Origin of the sequence: Staphylococcus sp. AS1337, from assembly GCF_051408735.1 — a bacterium.
Taxonomy (GTDB): Bacteria; Bacillota; Bacilli; order Staphylococcales; family Staphylococcaceae; genus Staphylococcus; species Staphylococcus xylosus_B.
This window is the reverse complement of sequence record NZ_JBOIHZ010000005.1, coordinates 102,988-115,220: the sequence shown is the minus strand read 5'-3', so window position 1 is coordinate 115,220 and position 12,233 is coordinate 102,988. Positions and strand designations below refer to the sequence as shown.

Genomic DNA, 12,233 nt, shown 5'->3' with positions numbered 1-12,233 from the left:
CCCCCCCTTTCCCTGTTAAACAGAAGCCTCTTGTGTTTGAGATTTTAATTCTTCAGCTTCTTCATCTGTAGTAAATACATAATGATTCGCTCTAATTTCATGTAATGAGCGTTGATTATTCTTAGTGTCATCCTCTTTAAACTGAGTTCTTTTTCTAACTCTTTCACTTTCAGGGTCAGGCTGAGGTACAGCAGAAAGTAATGACTTCGTGTAGGGATGCATTGGGTGATTGTATATTTCATCCGCACTACCTATTTCTACAATTTTACCAAAATGCATAACCGCAATTCTGTCTGAAATGTATTTAACCATTGATAGGTCATGAGCAATAAATAAAAATGTTATGCCGCGTTCTCTCTGTAATTTTAATAATAGATTAACGACTTGTGCTTGTATTGAGACGTCTAACGCCGAAATAGGTTCATCTGCAATAATAAACTCAGGCTCAACTGCTAGTGCTCTTGCAATCCCGATACGTTGACGTTGACCACCTGAGAATTCATGAGGATAACGATTGGCATGCTCTTTGCTTAAACCAACAGTTTCTAACAAATCATAAACACGTCTTTTTCGGTCTTTTACCCCTGTTGAAAGTTTGTGTATATCAATACCTTCAGCTACGATATCCATTACCTTAAGTCTTGGGTTTAAAGAAGCATAAGGATCTTGGAAAATCATTTGAATTTTTTTATTGAATTTCAAAGAATCTTTACGATTTTTAATTTTTTGGATATCCACGCCTTCATATAAAATCTCGCCATCCGATATTTCATTTAATTTAATAATTGCTTTGCCTGTCGTTGACTTTCCACATCCTGATTCACCAACAAGTCCAAATGTTTCACCTTTATAAACATCAAAAGAAATGTTTTCAATAGCTCTAACTTCGTTTCGTTTACCTTCGTTAAAATATTGTTTTAAATTTTTCACTTGCAATAATAACTCATTACTATTCTCCATTGAAAGACACCCTTTCTACCTGTTGTGGTTTATCAAAGTTATTTGGCATATTACGCAAACGTTTTTTGACCATTTCGGGTGGTTCTACGTGAGGTGCACGATCGTCCAGCAACCATGATTTCACAAAATGTGTTGGCGATACTTGATACCACGGTGGTGGTGTCTTAAAATCAATATCTAAAGCAAATTGGCTACGATCCGCAAACGCATCACCTTTTGGCGGATGTAACAAATCAGGTGGTGTACCAGGAATCGCTAGCAACTCTGTCTCAGTGCCAGTTGTTAAGTCTGGCATTGAAGAAAGTAAGCCCCAAGTATATGGATGTTTAGGATCATAGAATATTTCATCTACATCACCTGTTTCTACCATTTGACCGCCATACATTACAGCAACTCTATCCGCTATGTTTGCTACAACACCTAGGTCATGTGTAATAAATATAATAGAGGTACTGATTTTATGTTGAAGCTCCTTCATAAGCTCTAATATTTGTGCTTGCATTGTTACATCGAGTGCAGTTGTAGGCTCATCTGCGATAAGTACTTTTGGTTCACATGCGAGAGCCGTCGCTATAACGATCCTTTGTCTTTGTCCACCTGAAAATTGATGAGGATACGCATTAAATCGTTTTTCAGCATTTGGTAAACCAACTAGATTCAAAATTTCAAGTGCTCTTTTTTTAGCATTTGCTTTATTATAATTTTTATGTTTAATTAGTGGTTCCATAACCTGTTTTCCAATTTTCATAGTTGGGTTTAATGATGTCATCGGGTCTTGGAAAATCATAGAAATGTCTTTACCGCGCAATTTAATTAATTCTTGCTCTGATTTTCTCGCTAAATCTTCACCTAAGAAATTAATTTGTCCTTTTTTAATTCTTCCGGCGTCACCTTGAAATAATTTCGTAATAGCTTTTGTTGTTACTGATTTACCCGAACCAGATTCACCAACAATTGCTAATGTCTCTCCTTTATCGATAACAAAGTCAACGCCTCTTACCGCTTGCACTTCCCCTGCGTCGATATCAAAGGAAACATGCAAATCACTAACTTCTAATATTCTTTCTGACATATCTGTTGCCTCCTTTTATTATCTACGCATTTTCGGATCAAATGCATCACGTAATCCATCACTAAATAGATAGAAGAATAAGATTAGTAAACTTAATACTAACGCTGGTATAAATAGTTCATGTGGGTGGATGAGCAACATAGCTCTACCTTCATTTACCAAAGAACCCAAAGATGTTCTTGGTGCAGGTACCCCAATACCAATAAAGCTTAAGAATGCTTCAAAGAATATTGCGTTAGGCACTGTAAACATTGAAGTCACTACAATAACACCTAACGTGTTAGGTAAAATATGTTTGAAAATCAGTTTGAATTTTGATGCACCCAATGTTTTTGAAGCCAAAACAAATTCTTGGTTTTTCAACTTTAAAAATTCTCCACGAACAACACGACTCATACCAATCCATCCTGTAATAGCCATCGCTAAAATAATCGTCCATATAGATGGTTCAAAGATCAGTACAAATAAAATCACAACAATAAGTGTTGGAATAGAAGCTACAACTTCTATTATACGTTGCATGACATTATCTATTCGACCTCCAAAGAATCCTGATATTGCTCCGTATATGACACCTATAAATATATCTAGTAAAGCAGCGACAACACCAATAAATAATGATACTTGTGCACCTTGCCATGTTCTTGACCATAAATCTCTACCTAATTGGTCTGTACCGAACCAGAAGTTCTCTTTAACCCCTGCTTCTTTATAAGCATCGACACCTTGTGCACCCTCACCATCAAAAGGTAAGAATGAAATTTGGTCTAGCACTGGTATCTTAGCAGGTAGATTACGACGCTCAACATCTTGTTCAGCATAATCATGTGAACTTAACAGTGGCCCTATTAACGCTAATAACACAATGAAAATCAAACCAATCATCCCTACTACTGCGAGTTTATTACGTTTCAATTGTGTCCATGCATCTTGCCAAAAGTTTTTGCTCTCTCTTTGCATTTCAGGTTCTTTTTCAATATCATTGTTACTTCTAATAAAGTCGGATGCTGGAATAGCTTCAGAGGTAGTAGTCATCACTGCATTTGAATGATCATCATTTAATTTTTCATCTCTTTTATCAGCCATTATTTTTTACCCCCTTGTACACGTATACGTGGATCAATAACACCATATAATATGTCTACAAGGAAAATGGAAACAATAAATAGTGTACTGAATAAAATCGTCGTTGCCATGATAACTGGGAAGTCATTTGTTGTTATTGATCTAACGAATTGATCCCCTAAACCAGGCACACCAAAGATATTTTCAATTGTTAATGTACCTGTCAGGATACTCGCTAACATAGGCACAATAATTGTTATGACTGGAATTAATGCATTCCTTAATGCATGACCAAATAGCACTCTCATTGTTGAATTACCTTTGGCACGTGCTAACAAGATATAATCTGAACTTAATACTTCAATCATTTCCGCTCTTATGTATCTAGCCACGGTTGCTAGTACTGCTGCAGATAAAGCTAGTGAAGGTAGCACTGCTGTTGATAACCCTTCCCAACCCGCAACAGGAAACCACTGTAATCTTACTGAAAAGACATACTGCAATAATACTGCTAATACAAATGACGGTACTGAAACAGCAATAACTGAAATTACCGTTGCAGAATAATCCACCCAGGTGTTTTGCCGTACTGCTGCTATGACCCCCAAAATCAAACCTAGTATTACACCGATAACCATCGCTGTCATCCCCATCTCAAATGACGGTAATAATCTCGGTTTTATTAAGTCCCAAACAGGTTGGTTGTCATATTGGAATGAGTTACCAAAGTCCCCCGTAACTACATTCTTTAGATAACTGGCATACTGTACAGGTACCGGATCATTCAGACCATATTTTTCATTTAAAATTTGTTTCTGCTCTTCATTTAATTTTTCATCATTAAATGGTGAACCAGGCATTAACTTCATTAAGAAAAACGTGATCGTTATGATTATGAATAATGACAAAATCATATACCCTAATCGCTTCATAATATACTTAAGCATATTTTATCCCCCTTTAATTTCAGAATAAACATTCCCTTCAAAATATTCAGAAATATTTAATAACATTATACTTTTAGTTCATATTTTAATCAACATTGTTTTACTTTACATTATTAAAGTAATCAATTTTTAAATAAATTTATTAATCTTATAAGTATTGTTGTAAAAGAAATTCCATTAATTATTATTCATTTTTAAGTAATTTTAAGTTACAATAAATTTATTAATTAAAGGAGACAAAATAATGAGAACTTTAACTTCTATATTTGGTTGGGCGTTTTTAACACCCATACTTTCTTTGCTGTTTTGGTTTTTCTTTTCACATACCTTAATATATTTTATTAATATTTTCTTCTATATTTCGATTTCATTAACCATATTCTTTTATATTATCATTATCGTTCAAGAAGGTATTTTTGATCCTACAAGTTATGGTTTTAGAAGACTAAAATATCAACTTTCAAGTAAAAAACACAAAGATACCATAGAAAATGATGAATTTTTTAAACCTAAACAAGTTAAAAAAGATGACTATTTTGTCTCTCCATGGGTAAAAATTGCATTTAGTTTTAATTTATTTTATTTAATACTCACAATCGTTATATCATTTTTAATTTAAAGTCCAACCTAATTGGTTAATTTAATTAATTAAAATAATGATTCGTTATATATGTTTTGTAATGCTATCAAACATTCAAACAAAAAATTAGCCCGAGACACCTACTTATGTCTCGGACTAATGCGTTATAATACCACTAAATGATTATAGTTTTACTGCTAGTTAGCTTTGCTAAAAACAGATTAATACAACTAAATCATTTTAGCTAAAATTGATTTGTTGCTCTCTTTTTATTATTTCGTTTCAATATTCGGGTTACAAAACAAAGCATAATATAACAATACAAACCCTATTAAAACAACGGTTGCAACATATACCGACATCATCCATGGTAAAACAAAAGCCCCTATAATTAATCCAGAACGTGCTAATAAATTACCACCATAAAACGAAACCATACCAAATGTATTATATGTACTACGTTTATCATCTGGTATCATTAAAAATCTTTGTGCGTTTTGTATAGGCGAATATATTAACTCCCCTAATGTAGCAATAATTGAGAATAAACATAAAATCCAAAATGAACTCGCAGACGTCAACACACTATAACCAACGGTATATAATATAATACCTAAAATAAATGCAATTCTTTTGGATGTTGATTCCACAACTCTATTTACTGTAAAAGTTAATGTAGCTACAACAAGTGTATTGATTATCATAATAACAGTAAACATTCTCACTCCATCTATGTAAAACCCAAAAAAGCTTAATGGTTCAAAATCAGACTTCAACCTAACCACAATATAAGAATTTAAACTTAACTCTGCCATAATTACTAACATAAAGCCTAAATTTAACATCATAAAGTATTTATCTTTAATAACAGTATGGTAACTATTAATAAAATGTTTAAATTTTGATGTTAATTCTTCTTTTTTGTTATAAACTTGCTCTACATCATAGTATTTCTCAAAAAGGTACCAACTTATAAGCATTGCTAAGAAAAATATCATAAATAATAATCGTTTATGACCTAAATAGAGTAAAGCACCTAGCACCATTCCAATTGCTGTGCTAATATTAAACATCCAATAATTTAGTTGATACACGTATTCGCGAACTTCTTCATAAATTGCATCCATAATCGCTGCCTCAAAAATAGGTTCACTCGCAGCAAACATAATTTCAAAAATAAAGACTGTCACACAAAAAACAACTAATCCTATACCATCCATAGTAACTGTTATACTTAAAATAATAAGACAAATTGCATAAAGAAAATGAATGTAATTTACCACTTTCTTCCTATTATAATTGTCCCCTATATACCCTCCTATGAAGGACACAATGAAACTTACAATAAGATTTGTAATTAAGAAAACACCCGCAAATACTGCATTCACTTTACTAGTTAAATATAATGCCAAAAAAGGTAAAATCGCTTGGCTCGCAATAATTAATATAAAATCTGCTATAAGTCGTGTTTTTAATGTTGTGGATAGAGTTAAAAACCTTTTCATCTTATGTCCCCCCTTTGTTTACTTTATCAATGTTTAGTATTATACATTAAATGTATATTGTGAACAGATGATTAAATAAATTATACTTTTAAATACTAATATGGCCAATAAGGATATGCTTTAACTATTTAAATACTTCATATGTTTTATTTGCTTAAATAAAACTAATTTATACTAACAAGAGCATTTATAAATATTAGTCTGCCTATTTTGAATAAAGCCTCAAATAGAGATTAAAATATTTTGATAAATTTTTAAAATATATCTTTCAAAATTTACCTGAACGCAAAATAAACCAAACACTAAAAATATAGCGTTTGGTTTATTTTAATATTTATAATATAACAGTATGAAAATACTATACAATTTTAGTCACTAAATTTCTTCAACACAATCACTGCATTATGTCCACCGAAACCTAAACTGTTACTCATTGCATAAGTAATATCTAAATCTTCTGCTTGGTTAGGAACGATATCTAAATCACATTCTGGATCTGGTGTGTTCGCATTAATTGTAGGTGCAATACGGCTATCTCTAATTGAAAGCGCAGAAAATATTGCCTCAATACCACCTGTTGCACCAAGTAAATGACCTGTCATTGATTTAGTTGAACTTACTTTTAATGTAGAAGCAGCTTCACCAAATGTATTTTTTATAGCTTGGATTTCAGTTAAGTCACCCACTGGCGTACTTGTACCATGCGCATTAAGATATTGAATATCTTTAGCTTCAATACCAGCATCATCCATCGCTGCTTGCATAGCACGAGAGCCGCCTTCACCTTGTGGTGCTGGAGCTGTAATATGATATGCATCTCCAGTCGAACCATACCCTACAACTTCTGCATAAATTTGAGCACCGCGTGCTTGTGCTGATTCTAAAGACTCTAATACTACAATACCAGCACCTTCACCCATGATGAATCCATCACGACCTTCTTGGAAAGGGCGACATGCGGTTTCTTTATCATCATTTGTAGATAATGCGCGACTAGCACTAAATCCTGCAATTGCCATATGTGTGATTGGCGCTTCAGCTCCACCTGTAACCATTGCATCTGCATCACCACGTTGAATAATCTTGAACGCTTCCCCAATTGAGTTTGTACCAGTTGCACAAGCTGTTACTGTAGAACCATTTGGACCTTTGGCACCAATATCAATAGACACTTGGCCTGTTGCCATATCAGGTATAAGCATTGGTACAAAAAATGGGCTCACTTTTCTTGGACCACGGTTAATTAATTGATTATGAGAAATTTCAAATGTTTCCATACCGCCAATTCCTGAACCAATCCATACTCCAATTCTATTGGCAGTTTTTTCGTTAATTTCAAGTTTAGCATCTTGAACCGCTTCTCTAGCAGCTACTAACGCATATTGAGTAAAACGATCCATTCTACGTGCTTCTTTTTTCGGGATATGGTCTTCTATATTAAAATCTTTTAGTTCTCCAGCTAAATGAACACTGTAATCTGTTGTATCTAATCTTGTAATATTATCAATACCACTTACACCTTTCAACGCGTTATCCCACGATGATTTAGCATCGTTGCCTAGAGGTGATAATGCGCCAATTCCTGTTATTACAACACGCTGTTCTTTGCTCATAATTTATCCTCCTATTTTCCCCATCTTAGTGTGACAGCGCCCCATGTTAAGCCGCCACCAAAACCGACTAATACAAGGACATCGTCATCTTTAATTTTACCGTTTTCTAATTCTTGGCCGATACTTAATGGAATAGATGCTGCTGACGTATTTCCGAATCTATCTACAGAAACACTCATTTTTTCTTTGGTAATACCCAAACGTTCTCTAGCAGACTCCATTATTCTAATGTTTGCTTGGTGTGGTACAAACATATCAACATCATCAGGTGTTAAATTTGCTTTAGCCACCGCGTTTGTTGACGCTTCACCCATGATTCTTACAGCAAACTTAAATACTTCACGACCGTTCATAAATATTTTGCCATTTTCTGGGTTTAAAAATAAGTGTTTTGCTCCTGAGCCATCTGAACCTAGTTCATAACTTAAAATACCACGCCCTTCTGATACCTCACTAATAACTACTGCGCCAGCACCGTCTCCAAATAAAATAGCTGTTGAACGATCTGTAAAGTCAGTGATTTTAGATAATTTATCTACGCCGACAACTAATATATTTTTATAATCACCAGATTGTACAAATTGTTTTGCATTAATCATTGCATACATAAAACCACTGCATGCTGCAAGTTGATCCATGGAAGCAACTTTCCCCACGCCTAATTTTTCTTGTAAAATATTAGCTACTGTTGGGAAAGGAAAATCACCTGTCGATGTCGCTACAATAATCATGTCGATTTCTGAAGCTTCAATCCCTGCATCTTTGATTGCTTTTAAGCTCGCTTGATAAGCCATGTCAGAAGTTTCTTCGTTTTCATCTGCCCATCTACGCTCTTTAATACCAGTCATTTGTGAAATCCACTCATCTGAAGTTTCTAAAAATGATTCAAAATAGGTATTTTCAACAACTTTTTCAGGTGCGTATGCACCAAAACCTTTAATACCCACATCCATGGTTGTACACCTTCTTAATCTTAATTTTAATTTTTATTTGAATTAAACTTTTAATACCAGGTATTAATTTAACATAATACACATTTCAAATACAAGAACAACACATCGAAATTTTAAATATTACTTCTCTCTATACAAACTACACTTAATTATTTATAATGAAGTTATATATATTATATTGGAGGCATTACATAATGAAATACCTCGCAGTTTTATTTTGGTCTATTGTTTTATTACAAATGATTAATTTCGTACTTAATAGTTTGAATGGTGGCGGTGAACTTAACTATGTAACACCGATCTTTGGAGCGATTGCTTTTACAATTATTATCGTTTTATTTGATATGATGATTAAACCTAGTAAACATGAGGCCAAAGAACACCACTAAATATGGCGCAGGACAATATTCTTATGATTCCATTGTCTTATCTACGTCAAAGATGACTATAACATTAAACAAGTCCAAGGCATATAAATGTCTTGGACTTGTTTTTTTATAATAAAAGGGAACGCCTCAGAAAACAAGTGCTTAATTTGCTTTCTATTACGCGTTCCCAACTAAATTATTTTAATTAGCAAAATTGCTTTATAATTAATAGTATTTATTAAACTGTTTCGGGTTTATTTTCAGAAAATGTTAAACCATCATCAGTCAATGCAATATCGATAGTTGTACCTTCAGGTAAGTTTTCTCTAATCATTTTACGTGCTAATGGTGTTTCAATTTGTCTTTGGATGAAACGTTTCAATGGTCTTGCACCGAACTGTGGTTCATAAGCTTCTTCGCCTAACCAAGCTTTTGCTTCATCTGATACATTGATTGAAATACGTTGCCCCATTAATCTAATATTTAACTCTGTTAATAATTTTTCAACAATTAAACTCATGTCTTTAATAGATAAAGGTTTAAATAAAACAATGTCATCCATACGGTTAATAATTTCAGGTTTAAAATATTGGTTTAAACTGTTCATCACAGCTTTTTCTGTTGTTTCAGTTATCACACCTGAATCTTTAACATTTTCTAATAAAATTTGCGAACCTATGTTACTAGTCATTATAATAATTGTATTTTTAAAATCTACTTCACGCCCTTTAGAATCCGTCAAGCGACCTTCTTCAAGTATTTGTAACAATACGTTAAATACATCACTGTGAGCTTTTTCAATTTCATCTAATAGAATTACAGAATATGGATTACGGCGAACCGATTCTGTTAATTGACCACCTTCGTCATGTCCTACATAACCTGGAGGCGCTCCAATTAGACGAGAGACAGAATGTTTCTCCATATACTCACTCATATCAATGCGAATCATGTGTTTCTCTGAATCAAATAATGTTGATGCTAATGATTTAGCTAATTCTGTTTTACCTACACCTGTAGGACCTAAGAATAAGAAACTACCAATAGGTCTGTTAGGATCTTTGATACCTGCACGTGCTCTTACAACAGCATCAGAAACTAAATCTACTGCTTTATCTTGTCCAACAACACGTTCATGTAGTATATCTGAAAGGTTCAACAGTTTCTCTCTTTCAGTTTCTACAAGTTTCGAAACCGGAATACCTGTCCATGAACTAACAATATCTCCAATTTCTTCATCAGAAACAATTTCACGAATAATACGTTCATTATCTCCATTTTGTTCATTTTGGAATGCATCCTCTAATTCGCGTAATTCTTTTTCTAATTCAGGAATTGTACCATGTTGCAATTCAGCTGCTCTTTCTAAGTTGTAATTATTTTCAGCATCTTCTAATGCCTTTCTATTTTCATCTAATTCCGTACGTTTTTCTTGTAACTTAGCAATTTTTTCTTTCTCTTCTTCAACACGAGATTGAATTGCGTTTTGTTTTTCCTTTTCATTGGATAATTCTTGTTGTAACTCTTGTAAACGTTGTTTACTTGCATTATCGGATTCATTTTTCAATGCACTTTCTTCGATTTCTAATTGCATTACTCGACGATTAACTTGGTCTAATTCTGTTGGGTTAGAACCCATTTCTGTTCTAATTGTCGCACACGCTTGGTCAACTAAATCGATTGCTTTATCTGGAAGAAAGCGATCTGTGATATAACGGTCTGAAAGTTCTGCGGCCGCTACTAACGCCTTATCTTGTATACGTACACCATGATAAACTTCATAGCGTTCTTTCAAACCACGTAAGATTGAAATTGTGTCTTCTACATCTGGTTCCGATACATTTACTTTTTGGAAACGACGTTCTAAAGCTGAATCTTTTTCAATATATTCTCTATATTCATTTAGTGTTGTAGCCCCAATACAGTGCAATTCACCTCTAGCAAGCATAGGTTTCAACATGTTCCCAGCATCCATTGCACCTTCAGTTTTACCAGCACCTACAAGCATATGAATTTCATCTATAAATAATATAATTCTACCGTCTGAATCTTTCACTTCTTTCAAGACTGCTTTCAGTCTTTCTTCAAATTCTCCACGATATTTTGCGCCTGCAACAAGTGCACTTAAGTCTAATTCAAATATTGTCTTATCTAATAACGACTCAGGTACGTCTTTTCTAACAATTCTCTGCGCTAAACCTTCAACAATAGCTGTTTTACCTACACCTGGCTCACCGATAAGCACAGGATTGTTTTTTGTTTTTCTACTTAAGATTCTTACGGTATTTCTTATTTCTTCGTCACGTCCAATCACTGGATCCATATTACCTTGACGAACTTCTTCAACTAAATCTCTACCATATTTTTCTAAGGCTTCATAATTTGCCTCTGGATTTTGTGTCGTCACATGGTTTCCCCCTCTTATTTTTTTAATAATTTCTACGATAATTTCTTTTTTATTATCCACATATTGTTTTGTTGTATCATCAACATCCATTGCAGCTAATATGATATGTTCCATTGAAATGTATTCATCTTCATATGATTTCATATATGATTCTGAACTATTGAATAATTCATTTGCTTTTGAACTAATATATTGTCCGTATTGAATGTTATCTCCTTGTACGGTTGGATAGTTTTTCAATTTATTAGTATATGCATTGTTTAAATGTTCAGTATCAATATTAGCTCTTTCTAACACACTTTTAAATAAACTTTCGTTTTCTTCAAGCGCTGCTTTTAATACAGCTTCAATTTCTATATTTTGGTTTTCATTTGCTTTTGCTAATTCAACAGCTTTTTGTAAAGCTCCTTGAACAGCATAGGTCATTTGATTAATATCCAAAATGATTCACCTCACCATTTAGTATTTGATCAAGCGTCTTTAAGTTTGACTTTGACTTTCTTTGACCTTAACTTAATTATAGTCCTTTCAATGTTACTTTTCAACACTTATGATTATAATTTTTAAATTTTTTCAACATTGTTAAAGCTTGTTATATTAATGTTTTCCCCATTATCTAAATTAAATAAACACCCCTTTTCCTCCATAAATTTTTACAAAATAATATCATTAACTATTTTATTACTAATAAAGTACTTAACGTTTTAGTAACTTTTTAATAAGTTTTAATTTAATGAATAACTAAAAATTAAAAAAGCGAGAA

At 33.2% G+C, this 12,233-nt stretch carries 10 protein-coding genes; 2 read left to right on the top strand and 8 right to left on the bottom strand.

What is annotated here, in order from left to right:
- Positions 1 to 15: 15 nt before the first annotated feature.
- The 4 genes from ACSUE0_RS09785 to opp3b are packed head-to-tail and all read right to left on the bottom strand — an operon-like array spanning position 16 to position 4,044.
- Complete coding sequence (locus tag ACSUE0_RS09785) at positions 16 to 960, bottom strand: ABC transporter ATP-binding protein (protein WP_119614029.1); 945 nt, start codon at positions 958 to 960, stop codon at positions 16 to 18.
- Complete coding sequence (locus ACSUE0_RS09780) at positions 950 to 2,032, bottom strand: ABC transporter ATP-binding protein (RefSeq protein WP_436957166.1); 1,083 nt, start codon at positions 2,030 to 2,032, stop codon at positions 950 to 952. Before ACSUE0_RS09780 ends, ACSUE0_RS09785 begins: the two co-directional genes overlap by 11 nt.
- 18 nt (positions 2,033 to 2,050) lie before the next feature.
- Entirely contained in the window at positions 2,051 to 3,118 is a 1,068-nt protein-coding gene (gene opp3C, locus ACSUE0_RS09775) for an oligopeptide ABC transporter permease (RefSeq protein WP_042362992.1), read from the bottom strand.
- Positions 3,118 to 4,044 (bottom strand): oligopeptide ABC transporter permease, encoded by a 927-nt coding sequence (opp3b, locus tag ACSUE0_RS09770; protein ID WP_017722312.1) that lies wholly within the window; start codon positions 4,042 to 4,044, stop codon positions 3,118 to 3,120. The genes opp3C and opp3b overlap by 1 nt, the downstream gene beginning before the upstream one ends.
- A gap of 244 nt (positions 4,045 to 4,288) precedes the next feature.
- On the opposite strand from opp3b, the gene ACSUE0_RS09765 reads away from it, so the two are divergent.
- Positions 4,289 to 4,663, top strand: coding sequence for a DUF3899 domain-containing protein (locus ACSUE0_RS09765; RefSeq protein ID WP_436957164.1), 375 nt, complete (start codon positions 4,289 to 4,291; stop codon positions 4,661 to 4,663).
- Positions 4,664 to 4,896: 233 nt separating this feature from the next.
- On the opposite strand, the gene ACSUE0_RS09760 is transcribed toward ACSUE0_RS09765, so the two are convergent.
- The 3 genes from ACSUE0_RS09760 to ACSUE0_RS09750 all read right to left on the bottom strand — a co-directional run bounded on the left by ACSUE0_RS09760 (position 4,897) and on the right by ACSUE0_RS09750 (position 8,695).
- The gene (locus tag ACSUE0_RS09760) at positions 4,897 to 6,129 is read right to left on the bottom strand and encodes an MFS transporter (protein WP_436957162.1); all 1,233 of its coding nucleotides are present in this window, start codon (positions 6,127 to 6,129) and stop codon (positions 4,897 to 4,899) included.
- Positions 6,130 to 6,497: 368 nt separating this feature from the next.
- Positions 6,498 to 7,742 carry a beta-ketoacyl-ACP synthase II gene (fabF, locus tag ACSUE0_RS09755; protein WP_017722315.1) on the bottom strand — a complete coding sequence of 415 codons (1,245 nt, stop codon included), beginning with the start codon at positions 7,740 to 7,742 and terminating at the stop codon, positions 6,498 to 6,500.
- Positions 7,743 to 7,753: 11 nt separating this feature from the next.
- A complete protein-coding gene (locus ACSUE0_RS09750) occupies positions 7,754 to 8,695 on the bottom strand; it encodes a beta-ketoacyl-ACP synthase III (RefSeq protein ID WP_119615062.1) in 942 nt (313 codons plus the stop codon).
- 194 nt (positions 8,696 to 8,889) lie between these two features.
- On the opposite strand from ACSUE0_RS09750, the gene ACSUE0_RS09745 reads away from it, so the two are divergent.
- Complete coding sequence (locus ACSUE0_RS09745; RefSeq protein ID WP_119615061.1) at positions 8,890 to 9,084, top strand: YjzD family protein; 195 nt, start codon at positions 8,890 to 8,892, stop codon at positions 9,082 to 9,084.
- Between the two features lie 217 nt (positions 9,085 to 9,301).
- Here the strand turns inward: ACSUE0_RS09745 and clpB are convergent, their stop codons facing one another.
- Positions 9,302 to 11,911 carry an ATP-dependent chaperone ClpB gene (gene clpB / locus ACSUE0_RS09740; RefSeq protein WP_119615060.1) on the bottom strand — a complete coding sequence of 870 codons (2,610 nt, stop codon included), beginning with the start codon at positions 11,909 to 11,911 and terminating at the stop codon, positions 9,302 to 9,304.
- Between the last annotated feature and the right edge of the window lie 322 nt (positions 11,912 to 12,233).